The organism is Burkholderia sp. 572 (assembly GCF_040545135.1).
Classification (GTDB): Bacteria; Pseudomonadota; Gammaproteobacteria; order Burkholderiales; family Burkholderiaceae; genus Burkholderia; species Burkholderia cepacia.
The window spans coordinates 186,050-202,699 of sequence record NZ_JBEPLH010000010.1; the positions used below are offsets into that span (position 1 = coordinate 186,050).

Genomic DNA, 16,650 nt, shown 5'->3' on the forward strand with positions numbered 1-16,650 from the left:
CTCTCAATCGGTCTCAGTCGAGCCGCAGCTTCGCTTCGGCGAAGGCATACAGCGGACGCCACAGCAGGCGGTTGAACAGGGTAACGAACAGGGACATCACGGCGATGCCCAGGATGATCTTCGGAAAGTCGCCGGCGGCGGTGGTCTGCGCGATATAGGCACCGAGGCCATGCGCCTCGATCCTGGTATTGCCCCACTGCACGGCTTCCGACACGATGCTCGCGTTCCACGCGCCGCCCGATGCGGTGATCGCGCCGGTCACGTAGTACGGGAAGATGCCGGGCAGGATCGCCTGCCGCCACCACTGCCAGCCGCGGATGCGGAAGTTCGTCGCCGCTTCGCGATAGTCGTTCGGGTAGGACGTCGCACCGGCGATCACGTTGAACAGGATATACCACTGCGTGCCGAGCACGATCAGCGGCGACAGCCAGATATCGGCGTTCAGGTGGAAGCGCGCGATCACGATCACGAACACCGGGAACAGCAGGTTCGCCGGGAACGCGGCGAGGAACTGCGCGAGCGGCTGCAGCTTCTCGGCGAGCCGCGGACGCAGCCCGATCCACACGCCGACCGGCACCCAGATGACCGATGCGATCGCGATCAGCACAACCACGCGCAGCAGCGTGATGAGCCCGAGCATGACCACATGGCCGACCTCGGCCATCGTCACGCCGGTCGACACGAAGCTGACGACGCGCCACACGATATAGGCCGTGCCGAGCAGCACGAGCGCGGCCCATGCGATGTCGACCGTGCGCGACGCCTTCTTCTCGACTTTCGGCAGCGTGAAGCGCATCGCGCCCGACAGCGGCAGGCGCAGCGGAATCCGCGCGGCCTTCGCGAAGAACCAGCCGGCCGGCACGAGCAGTTGATGAATCAGGCGCGTGCGGCGGACGAGGTCGAGCAGCCAGGATTGCGGCGCGTCGCCCGACGCGGTGTTCTCCATCCGGAACTTGTCGGCCCACGCGATCAGCGCGCGGAACAGGAACTGGTCGTACGCGAGGATCACGACGGTCATCGTGAGGATCACCCAGCCGATCGCGCCGAAGTTCTTGTCGGAGATCGCCTGCGCGAGATACGCGCCGATGCCCGGCAGCGTGATGGTCTGGTTGCCGACGGTGATCGCCTCCGACGCGACGACGAAGAACCAGCCGCCCGACATCGACATCATCATGTTCCAGATCAGGCCGGGCATCGAGAACGGCACCTCGAGCTTCCAGAAGCGCTGCCAGGACGTCAGGTGGAAGCCTCGCGACACTTCGTCGAGGTCGCGCGGCACCGTGCGCAGCGACTGGTAGAAGCTGAACGTCATGTTCCACGCCTGGCTCGTGAAGATCGCGAAGATCGCCGCGAGCTCGGCGCCGAGCACGCGGCTCGGGAACAGCGCAAGGAAGAACGTGACGGTGAACGAGATGAAGCCGAGCACCGGCACCGACTGCAGGATGTCGAGGATCGGGATCAGCACCATGCCGGCACGGCGGCTCTTGGCCGCGAGCGTGCCGTAGACGAGCGTGAACGCGAGCGACGCGACCATCGCGGCGAGCATCCGCAGCGTGGTGCGCAGCGCGTATTCGGGCAGGTTCGACGGGTCGAGCGAGATCTTCTGCGTCTGCAGGGTGCCGATCGGCGCCATCGTTTCGTGGAAACCGACGACCGCCATCGCGATCAGGCAGATGATCAGCGGAAACGCGATGAAATCCCACCGGTTCGGCAGAACACGCCATGCGGACGCGTTGGCGGTCCGGTTCGGATTGAAGAATCCGACGTTCATCAGGCGCCCTCCCCGGTAAGGCCGAACGAAGCCGGCAGTCGATGTTGATTCATGGCAAAGCGCACGGGTGCGGTAATTCGATTGACTGACGATCGCGCGCGAGCGCGGTGCGCCGTGCGTGCACGCGCTGCCGCGCGCCGGACGTGCCGGCCCGCGACGGCACGACACTACACCAACCTGTATTTCAGGTACAACCGTCCGGGAACGGCGCAGGCGGCGCACGGATCGTGCCTGGCGCGCGGGCGAATGACGGGTGCGCGGTACAAGCAGCCCGGCCGCACTCCTTCGGCCGGCACGCAGGCCCGAATTATGCCGTGATCCGGCCCGGCCGGGAACCCGCCCGCCGCACGCACGCGCAAACCATGTCGGGCGTCATCAGCCCGATACGACTAAGCGGGTATGATCGGGGCTGGCCCCTGGGGTCGGTTGCGGCCGTACCGATGGCAACGCATGCGCGTTCCCGGTGTCCGCAGGCCCTGGGGATCGATCGACGAGCGGGAGGAAAGGGAATGGCAGGAAACTTGGTGATCGTCTGCCGCGATCAGGATGCCGACGCGTTCTACGAATTGATGCAGGAATACGGGTCGTTCCAGACGCGGCTGTCGTCGACGGCATGGTACCTCAACATGAACGTCGTGCCTGAATCGCTGCAGGAAGAAATCCTGGAGCGCCTCGGCCGGTATACGACCGTCTACATCTTCGAGGCCACCAGCGTGACCTACAACACCATCGACAGCAACGCGGCCGAGACGCTCGGCACGCTGTTCGGCGAATGATGCCACGCGGCGCCAGCCCGGCCGGGCCGGCGCCGCAGCCGCTCACGCGGCCTGTGCGTGGGGTTCGTCCTTCGGCACGGCCTCGAACGGGAACGTCATCGCGACACGCAGGCCGCCTTCGGGGCGGTTGCCGATGTCGCACGCCCCGCCCAGCCTGAGTACGAGCCGCTCGACGATCGCGAGCCCGAGCCCGCTGTGGCCGTTCCCGCCGCGTGCGGGATCGAGCCGCACGAACGGCCGTGTCGCCGCCGCGAGATCGCGCGGGGCGATCCCGCCGCCGCTGTCGCTGACCGACAGCACATAACCGGCCGGCGTGCGTGCCGTCTCGACGAGCACGGGCGGCGCACCGTACGCATGCGCGTTGTCCAGCAGGTTCGACAGGATCCGGTCGAGCGTCGCCGTCGGCAGGCGGAAGCCCGGATCGGCGTCGAGCCGGGTCTGGACCGTCGGCGCGTTCGGCGCGACCGCGCGATAGCTGCGTGCGATCCGCTCGCACGCCTGATCGACCGGCACCGGCTCGCTGCGATCGGACCCGCCGTGGGCAAACACCAGAAACTGGTCGACGATGTGCGACATCGAATCGACGTCGCGCACGACACCGTCGCGCAGCCGGACGTCGTCCATCATTTCCGCCCGCAGCCGCATCCGCGCAAGCGGCGTGCGCAGGTCGTGCGCCACGCCTGCCAGCATCACCGCACGGTCGCTTTCGGCCTGCGACACCTGTTCCACCATCTGGTTGAAGCCGTGCGTGAGCTGGCGCAGCTCACGCGGGCCGCGCTCGCGCAACGGCGGCACCGGCTGGCCGCGGCCGAAGCGTGCGACCGCGCGCGCAAGCGAACGCAACGGCTGCTGCAGCTGCCAGGCCGCGAACAGCGCGGCAATCACGCCGGCCGAGAAGATCGTGCCGAGCCACAGCAGCATCCGGTCGAGCGAGCGCGGCGGCCGCAGCGGCTGCACCGGCACCACGATCCAGTTGCGGTCGGTCGGCTCCTTCACCCACAGCACCGGCGGATGGCCGGGTGCGCCGAGCTCGACGCGCGTGCCGGGCGGCATCCGCTCGCTCACGTCGTCGCGGAACCGCCTGAGCGCCGCCGGCAGGTTCGACGGATCGCCGTTCGGCACGTCGGCGCTGTCCGGCGCCACGAGCCGCACACGCGACGGCAACGGCTGGTCGGGCGTGCGCTCGACGTGCTGGCGCACCGCGTCGACCAGGAACGCGGCCTCTTCGACCGCGTAGCGCGTCTGCATCTGGCTGCGCTCGAGCCGCATCGCGAAAAACCACGCGAAGTGCGACAGGAGCAGGACACCCACGACGAGCAGCGCCAGCCGCCCGAACAGTGAATCAATGGGTTTGCGCATGGGCCTCGCCGTCGGGCACGAACACGTAGCCGCGCCCGCGCACCGTCTGGATGAAGCGCGGCGTCGACGGATCCGTTTCGAGAATGCGGCGCAGGCGCCACACCTGGACGTCGATGCCGCGGTCGGTGCCGTCGTACTCGGGCCCGTGCAGCAGCTCGAGCAGCCGCTCGCGCGTGAGCGTGCGCAGCGCATGGTTCACGAAGATCTTCAGCAGCGCGAATTCGCTGCTCGACAGCGTGGCCGGCTTGCCGTCGACCGACAGCGTACGCGCCTGGAAGTCGAGCACGAAGCGGCCGAATCCGAACGGCTCGCGCTGCTCGGGCGCCGCCGCCGACGGCGTCGCGCGGCGGCGGCGCAGCACGGCCTGCACGCGCGCGAGCAGCTCGCGCGGGTTGAACGGCTTGCCGAGGTAATCGTCCGCGCCGAGCTCGAGCCCGACGATGCGGTCGACGTCGTCCGCCCGCGCGGTCAGCATGATCACGGGGATGTCGTCGCCGGCCGCGCGCAACTGGCGCAGCGCGGTCAGGCCGTCGACGCCCGGCATCATCAGGTCCAGCACGATCAGGTCGGGCCGCTCGCGCTCGAGGCGTTTCTCGAGCGTCGCCGCGTCGTGCAGCACGGACACTTCCATCCCCTGGCGCACGAGATAGTCGCGCAGCAGGTCTCGGAGTTCTTGGTCGTCGTCGACGATGAGGATCTGGGTAGTCATGGCTCGAAGTTTACCGCGCGAGGGCGGAGTCGAAGAACGAAACAAAGGGACGAAAGGGTTACTGCGGGTTACCGCGCAAGGGAACTGTAATGCGCGGTAACCCGGCCACCGCGCCACGTAACATCGGCCGGGGCCTGCCTCGCTAACCTGCGTCTTACCGGATGCGGTACACGGCTTTCCCGGCACCGCATCGCCGGACCCTTTGGATACAAGGAGTTTCTGAAATGTATAAGAAGACTTCCCGCGTGGCCATCGCGGCCGCCACCGTGCTCGCTCTCGCATTCGGCACCGCGCACGCCGCGCAACCCGGCGACATGCCGCCTCCGGGCGGCCCCGGCGCCCACCAGATGCACGGCGGGCACGACGGCGGCCCGTTCGGCGTGATCATGAAACTGCACGACCAGCTGAAGCTCAACGCATCGCAGGAACAGCAGTGGCAGGCCGCCGTCAACACGATGAAGCAGAACCATGACGCGATGCGCAAGAGCCACGAGCAGATGCGCGAGCAGTTCAAGGCGCAGCAGAACCAGCCGATCCTCGATCTCAGCGCGATGCACGCCGCGCGCCAGCAGGCCGAGCAGCAGAACGCGCAACTGCGCGAGCAGACGTCCGCCGCGTGGCTCGCGTTCTACAACGGCCTGAACGACCAGCAGAAGACCACGGTCAGCACGGCGCTCAAGCAGCAGTTCGCGAAGATGGAACAGCGCCACGAGAAGATGAAGGAGCGCTGGCAGCAGCATCGCGCGGCCAAGGCCGCGTCGGCACCGGCGCAGTAAGCCGGCGGGGCCGCTCCGCGGAGCGGCATCCTCGAAGGGGACGCGGGCACCGCCCTGCGTCCCCTTTTGCGTTTCAGGCGACGTCGAACAGCAGCACCTCGGCCGCCCGGCCGCGTGCGAACGCCACCGCGTCCACGCCGCCGATCCGCGCGCCGTCACCCGCGGCCAGCGCGCGGCCGTTCACCGCGACGTCGCCGCGCACCACGTGCACATAGGCGCGGCGCCCGGCCGGCAGGTCGAACGCCGCCGCCTCGTCGCCGTCGATCAGTCCCGCAAAGATGCGTGCGTCCGCGCCCAACGGCAGCGCGCCGCCGCCGCCGTCCGGCGCCGCGACGAGCCGCAGCCGCCCGCGCTTCTCGCCGTCGGCAAAGCGCGTCTGCGCGTAGCCGGGCCGGCCGCCCGCCCCGGCCGGCGCGAGCCAGATCCGCAGCAGGCGCAGCGGCTGGTCCCACGACGCGTTGGCTTCGCTGAGCATGACGCCGGTGCCGGCGCTCAAGCGCTGCACGCCGCCCGCACGCACGATTGCCCCGTTGCCGAGGCTGTCGCGGTGCGCGAGCGCGCCGTCGAGCACGTAGGTGACGATTTCCGCATCCCGGTAAGGCCGCATCCCGTAGCCGCGGGTCGGCGCGATGCATTCCTCGTTCAGTTCGCGCAACGCGCCGAAGACCGGCGGCCCGCTCCGGGCGGACGCGCAAGGAAAGCTGTGAAGGAATTCGTGCCAGCCATGGCTGCGCTGGTCGCGATCGGCGGCGCGGCGGATCTGGAACATGGGACGGACACTCCGTGAGAGGCGCTGTTCTGGTATGCCGTCACTGTATGAGTGTGCCAATCGCGCCACAATCCACCGCTCGCGCACTGCATCGTTGCATCTGCGGATGCAATTGACCCAATGCCCGCTGCGAATGCGACGATTATCGCAACAGCCGGATCAATGCCTCGAAGAATCGATCGGTCGGCCCGGATTGCCGGTTTCCGGGTATCGCGTTCGGGTAAAATACCGCCCTTTTGGCGTTCGCCGTTCCGGCGGCCGCCATCGCCAGAGCGCCGATCGGCGAATTTTGGCCGTCTAGAATACGCCGCGGCGCCCGGTCCGACCGGCCGCGAGCGCCCCCGGAAAGTCAGCAACAGAAGGATCGAAATGAAGAAGGCCGCCCTGTGCGCCGCCCTCGCCCTCGTGGCGGGCAGCGCCTTCGCGAAGGAGTGGAAGACCGTGCGGATCGGCGTCGACGCCAGCTACCCGCCGTTCGAGTCGACCGCGCCGAGCGGCGAGATCGTCGGGTTCGACGTCGATCTCACCAAGGAAATCTGCAAGCGAATCAACGTGAAATGCGTGTGGGTGGCGCAGGATCTCGACGGGATCATCCCGGCGCTGAAGGCGAAGAAGTACGACGTCATCGTGTCGTCGCTGACCGTCACGGACAAGCGCCGCGAACAGATCGACTTCTCCGACAAGGTATACGACGCGCCGGCGCGGATGATCGCGAAGGCCGGTTCGCCGCTGCTGCCGACGATCGCCTCGCTGAAGGGCAAGCGCGTGGGCGTCGAGCAGGGCTCGACGCAGGAAACCTACGCGAAGGCGTACTGGGAGCCGCAGGGCGTGACGATCATTCCTTACCAGAACCAGGACCAGGTCTATGCCGATCTCGGCTCGGGCCGCCTCGACGCGACGCTGCAGGACGAGCTGCAAGCCGACTACGGCTTCCTGCGCACGCCGCGCGGCAAGGGCTTCGCGTTCGCCGGGCCGGAAGTGAAGGATCCGAAGACGATCGGCGACGGCACCGCGATCGGCCTGCGCAAGGAAGATACGGACCTGAAGCTCAAGATCAACAAGGCGCTGGCCGACATGCACAAGGACGGCACGTACGACCGGCTGTCGCACAAGTATTTCGCGTTCAGCGTCTATTCGGCTTCGGCCCGCTGAGCGTCGAAAAGAAGAGGCAACGGATGCGGGGGCGGCCCCGTGTCCGGGCAGTACAGGCAGTCGACCACGCGCCGCCCGCCCCCTCGCCCGCCGCTCGCGCGACGGGCTGGCCCGGCACCGATGCCGGGGCGGACGGTCATGATACGCACGGGGCGTTCCGCGCAGCTTGGCGGGCGCGTCTTTCGCGGCGCACCGCGTGCGCCCTACGGGACCCCACTAGGGACCACACCAGGGACCACATATGTTTCTACAAGGTTACGGCCCGCTGATCCTCGCGGGCACCTGGCAAACCGTCAAACTGGCGGTGCTTTCGCTTGCGCTGTCGTTCCTGCTGGGGCTGCTCGGCGCGGGCGCGAAGCTGTCGCGCAACCGCTTCACGAACGGCGTCGGCACCGTCTACACCACGCTGATCCGCGGCGTGCCCGACCTCGTGCTGATGCTGCTGCTGTTCTACAGCCTGCAGATCTGGCTGAACATGGCGACCGACGCGCTCGGCTGGGACCAGATCGACATCGACCCGTTCCTCGCCGGCGTGCTCGTGCTCGGCTTCATCTACGGCGCGTACTTCACCGAGACCTTCCGCGGTGCGTTCCTGTCGGTGCCGCGCGGCCAGCTCGAGGCCGGCAGCGCGTACGGGATGACCAGCTGGCAGGTGTTCACGCGGATCATGTTCCCGCAGATGATGCGCTTCGCGCTGCCGGGCATCGGCAACAACTGGCAGGTGCTCGTGAAGTCGACCGCGCTCGTGTCGATCATCGGCCTGGCCGATGTCGTGAAGGCGTCGCAGGACGCCGGCAAGGGCACGCTGCGGTTCTTCTTCTTCACGCTGATCGCGGGTGCCGTCTACCTCGCGATCACGACGATCTCGAACTTCGTGCTGATGTGGCTCGAAAAGCGCTACTCGACCGGCGTCCGCAAGGCTGACCTATGATCGACCTCATCCAAGAATACTGGCGCAACTACCTCTACACCGACGGCTACCGCATCACCGGCGTCGCGATCACGCTGTGGCTGCTGGTCGTGTCGATCGGCCTCGGCTTCTGCCTGTCGGTGCCGCTCGCCGTCGCGCGCGTGTCGAAGAAGAAGTGGCTGTCGGGCGCCGTATGGCTCTACACGTACGTGTTCCGCGGCACGCCGCTCTACGTGCAGCTGCTGCTCTGCTACACGGGCCTCTACAGCCTGCAGGCCGTGCGCGGCACGCCGATGCTCGACGCGTTCTTCCGCGACGGGATGCACTGCACGCTGCTCGCGTTCACGCTGAACACCTGCGCGTACACCACCGAGATCTTCGCGGGCGCGATCAAGGCGACGTCGTACGGCGAGATCGAAGCCGCGCGTGCCTACGGGATGTCCACGTTCACGATGTATCGCCGCGTGATCCTGCCGTCGGCACTGCGCCGTGCGCTGCCGCTGTACAGCAACGAAGTGATCCTGATGCTGCACGCGACCACCGTCGCCTTCACCGCGACCGTGCCGGACATCCTGAAGATCGCCCGCGACGTGAACTCGGCGACCTACATGTCGTTCCATGCGTTCGGCATCGCCGCCCTGCTCTACCTCGTGATCTCGTTCACGCTCGTGTGGCTGTTCCGCCAGGCCGAGCGTCGCTGGCTCGCGTATCTGCGCCCGCAAGGCAAGTAAGTTTTCGCAGGACTATTGATGAATTCCCAGACTCAGAAGCTTTTCGTCGACGATCTGCACAAGCGATACGGCGACAACGAAGTGCTCAAGGGCGTGTCGCTGAAGGCGAACTCGGGCGACGTGATCAGCGTGATCGGCTCGTCCGGCTCCGGCAAGAGCACGATGCTCCGCTGCATCAACTTCCTCGAGCAGCCGAATGCGGGCCGCATCTTCGTCGACGGCGAGGAAGTGCGCACCGCGCTCGACAAGACGGGCGCGCTGCGCGCGGCCGATACGAAGCAACTGCAGCGCGTGCGCACCAAGCTGTCGATGGTGTTCCAGCACTTCAATCTCTGGTCGCACATGAACGTGATCGAGAACGTGATGGAAGCGCCCGTGAACGTGCTCGGCATCCCGAAGAAGGAAGCCGAGGAACGTGCGCGCGCTTATCTCGAGAAAGTCGGCCTCGCGCCGCGCGTCGAGAAGCAGTATCCATCGCACCTGTCGGGCGGCCAGCAGCAGCGTGTCGCGATTGCGCGCGCGCTGGCGATGCATCCGGACGTGATGCTGTTCGACGAACCGACGTCGGCCCTCGACCCGGAACTGGTGGGTGAAGTGCTGAAGGTGATGCAGAAGCTCGCCGAGGAAGGCCGCACGATGATCGTCGTCACGCACGAGATGGGCTTCGCGCGCAACGTGTCGAACCACGTGATGTTCCTGCACCAGGGCCGCGTCGAGGAAGAAGGCGTGCCGTCCGAGGTGTTTGCGAACCCGAAGAGCGAACGCCTGCGCGGGTTCCTGTCCGGCAGCCTCAAGTAACGCGCACGAAACGCACGACGTTCGAACGGGCGCCTCGCGGCGCCCATTTTGCGTTTACGCGGCATTTACGTGGCGTTCATGCGGCGCTCACCGGCGCGCTGTCGGCAAACGCGCGCAGTTCGTCGCCCGCGAGCCGGTAGCGCACCCATTCGCTCTGCGGCGCCGCGCCGACGCTCTCGTAGAAGCGGATCGCCGGCTCGTTCCAGTCGAGCACGCTCCACTCGAAACGCCCGCAGCCCGACTCGACCGCGATCCGCGCGAGCGCCTTCAGCAGCCGCAGCCCGGCGCCCGCGCCGCGAAAACGCGGCGACACGTACAGGTCTTCGAGATACAGCCCCTGCCGGGCGAGCCACGTCGAATACGAGAAGAAATACACGGCGAAGCCGGCCGGCTCGCCGTCGACCTCGCAGATCAGCGCGCGCGCCGGCGATCCGTCGCCGAACAGGCTGCGCTCGAGCGACGCGGGCGTCGCGACCACTTCGTGCTCCGCCTTCTCGTAGACGGCCAGTTCGGTAATGAAACGCAGGATCTGCGGCACGTCGGCGACGGTGGCGGAACGAATGTCGATTTGCACGGGATGAGCCCTCCTCCGGCCCGGACTTGAAACGGAAAGCGGCGCCGCGCAGCCGCGCTGGCGCCAATCAGATCGTCATGCTACGTTCACGCAGCGCCTGCAGGAAGTGCAGGTTTTTCATCCCGACCTGAACATGATGCATCCCGACCTGCGCCGTCTCGACCTGAACCTGCTGCTCGTGTTCGACGCGCTGTACCGCCACCGGTCCGTCGCCGCGGCCGCGCACGAGCTTGCATTGAGCCCGTCCGCGCTGAGCCACGCGCTCGCGCGGTTGCGCGACGCGATCGGCGATGCCCTGTTCGTGCGCCTCGGCAACGAGATGCAGCCGACCGTGCGCGCCGACGACATCGCCACCTGGGCCGGCGACGCGCTCGACGCGATGTCGAAGGGGCTTGCCCGCGCGCGCCGCTTCGATCCCGCGCAAAGCGACCGCACGTTCGTGTTCGCGGCGACCGACTACACGGCATTCGCCGTGCTGCCGGCGTTTCTCGCGCGCATCCAGCAGGTCGCGCCGCGGTTGCGGATCCGCGTCGTGCATTCCGACCGGAAGATTTCCGTCGACGAACTCGCGGCCGGCCGCATCGATTTCGCGCTCGGCTACCACGAGGAATCGGCGGCCGACGCGCCGGGCATCGAGGACTTCGACTGGTTCTCCGACGACTACGTCGTCATCGCGAGCGCCGCGCATCCGGACCTCCGCCGGCGGCTCACGCTCGACCAGTACCTGGCGGCACGCCACGTGGTCGTCACGCCGTGGAACGAGTCGCGCGGCGTCGTCGACCACGTGCTCGACCGGCTCGGCCTCGCACGGCAAGTCGCCGTGCAGTTGCCGACAGTGCTGGCCGCGCCGTTCGTGATTGCGGAATCCGCGCTGCTGATGACCGTGCCGAACCGCGCCGCGCAGGCGCTGCGGCACGCGGCGCCGATCCGCATCTTTCCGGCGCCGTTCGAGATCCCGCGCTACACCGTGAAGGTCTACTCGCACGCGAAGCACGCGCGCACCGATGCGCATCGCTGGATTCGCACGCAGTTGCTCGAAGCGAGGCCGGAGCCCGCCTGACCGGAGCGCGCCGGCGCACCGCGTCGCGCGTTGCCGTGCCAGTGCGACAGGCACAGGCCGGCGACGTCCGGTGCCCGCCCAATCATTACGAAATACTTACCAATTTCTCTTGTATGGCGCTTACGCCCGCGCCCCCTGCAACGTCAATAGTGGCAATCCTTGATCCATGTTTGCGAAAGTCGTGTCTCCCTTGTGGGACAAGGGTTTTCCGTTAATTGCAAACCCTTGGCGCACCTGTTGCCTACCGTGTTGCATGGCAATTTGGCGACAGGTGTTAGTCAAACAACGATTTCCATCGCCACAAAATTGTATTTTTGCTAAATTAGTAACCAAAGTAGCAAAACGAAGTTCGTGAAATGTAGTTTAGCTTCACGACACTACAAGGAGACCCCGCAGGCCGACCCGGCTGCGCGGGACCGCTCAACGGTTTTCCGTCCGCTTGCCCGCGTGCTGCGCTTACCGGCCCTGCACGAGGTCTCCCTGGTTATCCCGCTTTTGCCCGGCGCTCGCGCTCCGGGCATCTCGTGCAGTCTGGGTTGACTTTTTGACAGGGTATGGAGGAGATGATGAAGAAAGCTTTGGTCGCGGCCGCGCTGATGGCTGCTGGGGTGGTGACGGCGCACGCGCAGAGCAGCGTCACGCTGTATGGTCGCCTGGATGCCGGCCTCGAGTACCTGAACGGCCTGCAAAACGGCCACCAGGTGCGCGCGGAAAGCGGCGACTGGGGCACCAGCCTGTGGGGCTTGAAGGGCACCGAAGACATCGGCGGCGGCAACAAGATCCTGTTCCACCTCGAAGGCGCGTTCAACACGATGACGGGCGGCTTCAGCGGCTCGATCTGGGATCGTTATGCGACGGTCGGGATCTCGAACGACCGCTACGGTACGCTGCTGCTGGGTCGTGAACTCGCGATCGCCAACGGCGTGTGGGACTTCGACCCGTTCGGCCAGTCGGCCTGGTCGACGGCATCGCTGGTGCGCGGCCGCAACTGGAACAAGACCAGCAACAACGTGTCGTACCAGTCGCCGCAGTTCTACGGCCTCGACTTCTACGGCCAGTTCTCGTTCTCCAACTCGACCAGCTTCAACGGCAACACGACGGCCGGCCAACCGGGCCGTGCAGCCGGTGCACAGGTCACCTATACGAATTCGCTGTTCCAGTTGCGCGGCATCTACGACGAAACGCGCGACAGCAACGGCCGCTTCTCGGACGTGTTCAACTACTCGCGTGAATACTTCGCGGGCGTGAACGTGTTCCTCGGCCAGTTCAAGGTTCAGGCCGCTTACCAGGCCTCGCGCGCGGACGGCAGCGGCGGCCCGGCAGTGAACGCCGGCGTGACGGGCACCCAGCAGGTCTGGGGCGGCGTGACGTGGCAGGCAACGCCGGCAGCGGCGCTGATCGCGGCCGTGTATCACGTGAACGCGAACCACGGCGGCGGCAACGCGAACATCTACACCGTCGGCGGCTCGTACAACATCTCGAAGCGCACGCTGTTCGACCTGCAGGTCGCGACGGTGCGCAACAGCAAGAACGCCAACTTCGGCCTGAACGCGAACGGCGCCGGTACGGCCGTGTCGACGGGCAACCCGAATCCGGGCGGCAGCCAGACCGGCGTCTACGCCGGCATCCAGCACCTGTTCTGATCAGGCGCCGTCAAATAACGATTCGGCAACACTTTCCACGCTGCTGCGAGAGGCGCGTATCGGTGCGGTACCCAACCGGGTATCGCACCGTTTTTTATTGGCGGGGCCTGAAACGGCCCGCTGACGAATGCGGCGCTCAGACGGCCGCTTCGTTCTCTTCGCCGGTGCGGATGCGGATCACGCGCTCGACATCCGACACGAAGATCTTGCCGTCGCCGATCTTGCCGGTGCGCGCCGCGCCGATCACCGCGTCGATCACCTGGTCGACCTGCGCTTCCGCGACGACGACCTCGATCTTCATCTTCGGCAGGAAGTCGACGACGTATTCCGCGCCGCGATACAGCTCGGTATGCCCCTTCTGGCGGCCGAAGCCCTTCACTTCCGTCACGGTCAGGCCCGTGAGCCCCACTTCGGCGAGCGCTTCGCGGACTTCGTCCAGCTTGAACGGCTTGATGATGGCAGTGATGCGTTTCATGGTGGTTGTCCCCCAATGCTCGTTTGGATGAAAAATCGCGACCCCGATTGTAAGCCTGCGAGCCGCATGCGGCCCATCACGGCTCAGTCGAGGCGTTCGGTAAAACGTGACGTGATCGGGTAGCGCCAGTCGCGCCCGAATGCGCGATGCGTGACGCGAATGCCGATCGGCGCCTGGCGGCGCTTGTATTCGTTGATCTTGATGAGCCGCGTCACGCGTTCGACGTCCGCCTGCGCATAACCGGCCGCGACGATCTCGGCGAGCGGCCGATCCTCTTCCATGTACATCCGCATGATCGCGTCGAGTACGTCGTACGGCGGCAGGCTGTCCTGGTCGGTCTGGTTCTCGCGCAGCTCGGCCGACGGCGCACGCGTGAGGATCCGCTCGGGGATCACGTCGCGCAGGGCATAGTCGGCCGTTTCGTTGCGATAGCGGCAGAGCCGGTACACGAGCGTCTTCGCGATGTCCTTGATCACCGCGAAGCCGCCGGCCATGTCGCCGTACAGCGTGCAGTAGCCGACCGCCATCTCGCTCTTGTTGCCGGTCGTCAGCACGATCGAGCCGAACTTGTTCGACAGCGCCATCAGCAGCGTGCCGCGGATGCGCGCCTGGATGTTCTCTTCCGTCGCGTCTTCCGCGCGGCCCGCGAACTCGCCCGCGAGCGATGCGCGGAATGCGTCGAACATCGGCGCGATCGCGATCTCGTCGTAGCGCACGCCGACGCGCCGCGCCATGTCCGCCGCGTCGGTGGTCGAGATGTCGGCCGTGAAGCGCGACGGCATCATCACCGCGCGCACGCGCCCGGGCCCGAGCGCATCGCATGCGACCGCGAGCACCAGCGCCGAATCGACACCGCCCGACAGCCCGATCAGCACGCCCGGAAAGCCGTTCTTGCCGATGTAGTCGCGCACGCCGGTCACGAGCGCGCGGTACACCTGCGCGTCGGTCGACAGCTCGGGCGCGATCGCGCCGGGCAGCGGCCGCGCGCCGTCGAATTCGACGATCGCCTGCCCTTCGTCGAACTGCGGCATCCTCGCGACGAGCGCGCCCTGCGCGTCGAGCACGAACGAGCCGCCGTCGAATACGAGTTCGTCCTGGCCGCCGACGAGGTTCACGTACACCATCGGCAGCCCGGTTTCGCGAATCCGCGCGCGCAGGATGTCGACGCGCACCGCTTCCTTGTTCATGTGGTACGGCGAGCCGTTCGGGATCAGCAGCACCTGCGCGCCGGCCGCCTTCGCGATCTGCGCGGCCGATGCATGCCACGCATCCTCGCAGATGATCACGCCGTACTTCACGCCGTTCAGCTCGAACACGAGCGGCTCGGCGTCCGTCGCGAAGTAGCGCTTCTCGTCGAACACCTCGGTGTTGGGCAGGTCCTGCTTGCGGTAGGTGCCGACGATCTCGCCGCCGACGATCAGCGATACCGCGTTGTAGGTATCGGTGGGCGGCACGCCGCGCTCGATCGGGCGGTTTGCATTACCATCGACGGCTGGCGCATGCGGATCGCCGCCCGGCGCGCCGCGCAACGGATGGCCGACCAGCACCGCGAGCCCGTCGAACGCCTTCAAGGCGCCGGCGAGCGCGTCGAGCGCGGCCGCCGCCGCCGCGTAGAACGCCGGCCGCAGCAGCAGGTCTTCCGGCGGATAGCCGGACAGCGCAAGTTCGGGGGCGATCATCAGCTGCGCACCATCGTTGTGCGCGGCGCGTGCGGCCGCGACGATCCGCGCGACGTTGCCGGCGAAATCGCCAACGGTGACGTTGATCTGGGCGAGAGCGAGTCGGGTCTTCATGGCGGGATCGGCGCAGCCCGGCGGCGCGCCCTGAACGGCTGACGAAATCGTCCCGGTGCGGGCCACGCAGGCCCTCGCATCCGGCGACACAGAACGGTACGGATTCACGCTTGAAACACGAACGCATCGATTATCGCACGGGCATCCTGTCGTCCCCCGCCGAGGTGCCGGCCGACGAATGGAACGCGCTGCTCGCCCGCGACGCGCAGCCGACGCCCTTCCTGCGCCACGAATTCCTCGACGCGCTGCACGTCGCGCGCTGCGCGGTCGACGACACCGGCTGGTCGCCGCATTTCGTCACGCTGACCGACGAGCGCACCGGCCGCCTCGCGGCCGCCGCGCCCGTCTACGCGAAGCAGCATTCGTACGGCGAATACGTGTTCGACTGGGCCTGGGCCGACGCGTACCAGCGCAACGACCTGCCCTACTACCCGAAGCTGCTGTGCGCGGTGCCGTTCACGCCCGTGCAGGGCACGCGCCTGCTCGCGGCCGACGACGATGCGCGCCGCCGGCTCGCGGCCACGCTGCTCGCATTCGCCGAGCAGAGCGACGTGTCGTCGCTGCACGTGCTGTTCCCGACCGGCGACGAAGCGGCGCTTCTCGAATCGATGGGCATGATGCTGCGCGAAGGCGTGCAGTTCCACTGGATCAACGACGGCTACCGCCACTTCGACGATTTCCTCGGCACGCTCGAGCAGAAGAAGCGCAAGAACATCCGCGCGGAGCGGCGCAAGGTGCACGAGGCGGGCGTAACGTTCCGGCGGCTGACCGGCGACCGGATCACCGACGCCGACTGGCGCTTCTTCTCGCGCTGCTACCGGCAGACCTATCGCGAACACTATTCGAGCCCGTACCTGAACCTCGACTTCTTCCGCACGATCGGTGCGACGATGCCCGAGAACCTGCTGCTCGTGATCGCGGAAGCCGGCGGCCAGCCGATCGCGAGCGCACTCGCCGTCTACCGGCGCGGCGAGAACGGCGGCGGCACGCTGTACGGCCGCTACTGGGGAGCGGTCGAGCACGTGCCGTGCCTGCATTTCGAAACGGCCTACTACCAGCTGCTCGAATTCTGCATCGAGGCCGGGCTCGACACGTTCGAAGGCGGCGCGCAGGGCGAACACAAGCTCGCGCGCGGCTTCCTGCCGACCGTCACGCACTCCGCGCACTGGCTCGCGCACCCGGCATTCTCCGACGCCGTCGCGCGCTTTCTCGAACGCGAGACCGAGCATATCCACGCGTACGTCGACGAATTGCGCGAACACGATCCGTTCCGGCGCGGCGCCGGGTAACGACTGCGCGCCGGAACGTGGCGGTACGTGCCGGCATGCGGCGAGACCGCGACCGGCCTCGCCGC

16 protein-coding genes are annotated in these 16,650 nt (G+C 67.1%); 9 read left to right on the forward strand and 7 right to left on the reverse strand.

The features are described from left to right. Positions 1-13: 13 nt before the first annotated feature. Positions 14-1,771, reverse strand: a complete 1,758-nt coding sequence (locus ABIC51_RS20570; RefSeq protein ID WP_354006611.1) for an ABC transporter permease — start codon at positions 1,769-1,771, stop codon at positions 14-16. Between the two features lie 509 nt (positions 1,772-2,280). Here ABIC51_RS20570 and ABIC51_RS20575 point away from each other — a divergent pair. Then, positions 2,281-2,547 carry a double-stranded DNA-specific endonuclease gene (locus tag ABIC51_RS20575; protein WP_027786765.1) on the forward strand — a complete coding sequence of 89 codons (267 nt, stop codon included), beginning with the start codon at positions 2,281-2,283 and terminating at the stop codon, positions 2,545-2,547. 42 nt (positions 2,548-2,589) lie between these two features. Here the strand turns inward: ABIC51_RS20575 and ABIC51_RS20580 are convergent, their stop codons facing one another. Together ABIC51_RS20580 and ABIC51_RS20585 are read right to left on the reverse strand one after the other, a co-directional pair. Further along, the gene (locus tag ABIC51_RS20580) at positions 2,590-3,906 is read right to left on the reverse strand and encodes an ATP-binding protein (RefSeq protein WP_060062600.1); all 1,317 of its coding nucleotides are present in this window, start codon (positions 3,904-3,906) and stop codon (positions 2,590-2,592) included. Next, complete coding sequence (locus ABIC51_RS20585) at positions 3,890-4,615, reverse strand: response regulator (RefSeq protein WP_021158495.1); 726 nt, start codon at positions 4,613-4,615, stop codon at positions 3,890-3,892. The genes ABIC51_RS20580 and ABIC51_RS20585 overlap by 17 nt, the downstream gene beginning before the upstream one ends. Positions 4,616-4,839: 224 nt before the next feature. Between ABIC51_RS20585 and ABIC51_RS20590 the strand changes: the two genes are divergently transcribed. After that, entirely contained in the window at positions 4,840-5,391 is a 552-nt protein-coding gene (locus ABIC51_RS20590) for a Spy/CpxP family protein refolding chaperone (RefSeq protein WP_027786763.1), read from the forward strand. Positions 5,392-5,464: 73 nt separating this feature from the next. Here the strand turns inward: ABIC51_RS20590 and ABIC51_RS20595 are convergent, their stop codons facing one another. Further along, a complete protein-coding gene (locus tag ABIC51_RS20595) occupies positions 5,465-6,160 on the reverse strand; it encodes a pirin family protein (RefSeq protein WP_060174820.1) in 696 nt (231 codons plus the stop codon). Between the two features lie 369 nt (positions 6,161-6,529). Between ABIC51_RS20595 and ABIC51_RS20600 the strand changes: the two genes are divergently transcribed. From ABIC51_RS20600 to ABIC51_RS20615, 4 genes are all read left to right on the forward strand, one after another. Continuing rightward, on the forward strand, positions 6,530-7,312 hold the full coding sequence (locus ABIC51_RS20600) for an ABC transporter substrate-binding protein (protein ID WP_021158492.1): 783 nt from the start codon (positions 6,530-6,532) through the stop codon (positions 7,310-7,312). 241 nt (positions 7,313-7,553) lie between these two features. Beyond that, the gene (locus ABIC51_RS20605) at positions 7,554-8,243 is read left to right on the forward strand and encodes an ABC transporter permease (protein WP_027786761.1); all 690 of its coding nucleotides are present in this window, start codon (positions 7,554-7,556) and stop codon (positions 8,241-8,243) included. Next, positions 8,240-8,953 carry an ABC transporter permease gene (locus ABIC51_RS20610; protein ID WP_027786760.1) on the forward strand — a complete coding sequence of 238 codons (714 nt, stop codon included), beginning with the start codon at positions 8,240-8,242 and terminating at the stop codon, positions 8,951-8,953. The genes ABIC51_RS20605 and ABIC51_RS20610 overlap by 4 nt, the downstream gene beginning before the upstream one ends. A gap of 18 nt (positions 8,954-8,971) precedes the next feature. Then, positions 8,972-9,751 (forward strand): ABC transporter ATP-binding protein, encoded by a 780-nt coding sequence (locus ABIC51_RS20615; protein WP_027786759.1) that lies wholly within the window; start codon positions 8,972-8,974, stop codon positions 9,749-9,751. 76 nt (positions 9,752-9,827) lie between these two features. On the opposite strand, the gene ABIC51_RS20620 is transcribed toward ABIC51_RS20615, so the two are convergent. Beyond that, positions 9,828-10,325, reverse strand: coding sequence for a GNAT family N-acetyltransferase (locus ABIC51_RS20620; RefSeq protein ID WP_021158490.1), 498 nt, complete (start codon positions 10,323-10,325; stop codon positions 9,828-9,830). 133 nt (positions 10,326-10,458) lie between these two features. Between ABIC51_RS20620 and ABIC51_RS20625 the strand changes: the two genes are divergently transcribed. Together ABIC51_RS20625 and ABIC51_RS20630 are read left to right on the forward strand one after the other, a co-directional pair. Further along, positions 10,459-11,385: a LysR family transcriptional regulator gene (locus ABIC51_RS20625; RefSeq protein WP_174393304.1), complete on the forward strand. Its 927-nt coding sequence runs from the start codon at positions 10,459-10,461 to the stop codon at positions 11,383-11,385. A gap of 563 nt (positions 11,386-11,948) precedes the next feature. Then, positions 11,949-13,028, forward strand: coding sequence for a porin (locus tag ABIC51_RS20630; protein ID WP_034195856.1), 1,080 nt, complete (start codon positions 11,949-11,951; stop codon positions 13,026-13,028). Between the two features lie 136 nt (positions 13,029-13,164). Here ABIC51_RS20630 and ABIC51_RS20635 read toward each other — a convergent pair whose 3' ends face one another. Then, the gene (locus ABIC51_RS20635) at positions 13,165-13,503 is read right to left on the reverse strand and encodes a P-II family nitrogen regulator (RefSeq protein ID WP_006398637.1); all 339 of its coding nucleotides are present in this window, start codon (positions 13,501-13,503) and stop codon (positions 13,165-13,167) included. Between the two features lie 83 nt (positions 13,504-13,586). Then, positions 13,587-15,296: an NAD+ synthase gene (locus ABIC51_RS20640; RefSeq protein WP_175898240.1), complete on the reverse strand. Its 1,710-nt coding sequence runs from the start codon at positions 15,294-15,296 to the stop codon at positions 13,587-13,589. Positions 15,297-15,406: 110 nt separating this feature from the next. On the opposite strand from ABIC51_RS20640, the gene ABIC51_RS20645 reads away from it, so the two are divergent. Continuing rightward, the gene (locus ABIC51_RS20645) at positions 15,407-16,585 is read left to right on the forward strand and encodes a GNAT family N-acetyltransferase (protein WP_027786755.1); all 1,179 of its coding nucleotides are present in this window, start codon (positions 15,407-15,409) and stop codon (positions 16,583-16,585) included. The last annotated feature ends 65 nt before the right edge of the window (positions 16,586-16,650 follow it).

Coding starts and splice junctions, on each gene's coding strand:
- ABIC51_RS20570 (WP_354006611.1), bottom strand. CDS start 1,771: ATGAACGTCGGATTCTTCAATCCGAACCGGACCGCCAACGCGTCCGCA.
- ABIC51_RS20575 (WP_027786765.1), top strand. CDS start 2,281: ATGGCAGGAAACTTGGTGATCGTCTGCCGCGATCAGGATGCCGACGCG.
- ABIC51_RS20580 (WP_060062600.1), bottom strand. CDS start 3,906: ATGCGCAAACCCATTGATTCACTGTTCGGGCGGCTGGCGCTGCTCGTC.
- ABIC51_RS20585 (WP_021158495.1), bottom strand. CDS start 4,615: ATGACTACCCAGATCCTCATCGTCGACGACGACCAAGAACTCCGAGAC.
- ABIC51_RS20590 (WP_027786763.1), top strand. CDS start 4,840: ATGTATAAGAAGACTTCCCGCGTGGCCATCGCGGCCGCCACCGTGCTC.
- ABIC51_RS20595 (WP_060174820.1), bottom strand. CDS start 6,160: ATGTTCCAGATCCGCCGCGCCGCCGATCGCGACCAGCGCAGCCATGGC.
- ABIC51_RS20600 (WP_021158492.1), top strand. CDS start 6,530: ATGAAGAAGGCCGCCCTGTGCGCCGCCCTCGCCCTCGTGGCGGGCAGC.
- ABIC51_RS20605 (WP_027786761.1), top strand. CDS start 7,554: ATGTTTCTACAAGGTTACGGCCCGCTGATCCTCGCGGGCACCTGGCAA.
- ABIC51_RS20610 (WP_027786760.1), top strand. CDS start 8,240: ATGATCGACCTCATCCAAGAATACTGGCGCAACTACCTCTACACCGAC.
- ABIC51_RS20615 (WP_027786759.1), top strand. CDS start 8,972: ATGAATTCCCAGACTCAGAAGCTTTTCGTCGACGATCTGCACAAGCGA.
- ABIC51_RS20625 (WP_174393304.1), top strand. CDS start 10,459: ATGATGCATCCCGACCTGCGCCGTCTCGACCTGAACCTGCTGCTCGTG.
- ABIC51_RS20630 (WP_034195856.1), top strand. CDS start 11,949: ATGATGAAGAAAGCTTTGGTCGCGGCCGCGCTGATGGCTGCTGGGGTG.
- ABIC51_RS20635 (WP_006398637.1), bottom strand. CDS start 13,503: ATGAAACGCATCACTGCCATCATCAAGCCGTTCAAGCTGGACGAAGTC.
- ABIC51_RS20640 (WP_175898240.1), bottom strand. CDS start 15,296: ATGAAGACCCGACTCGCTCTCGCCCAGATCAACGTCACCGTTGGCGAT.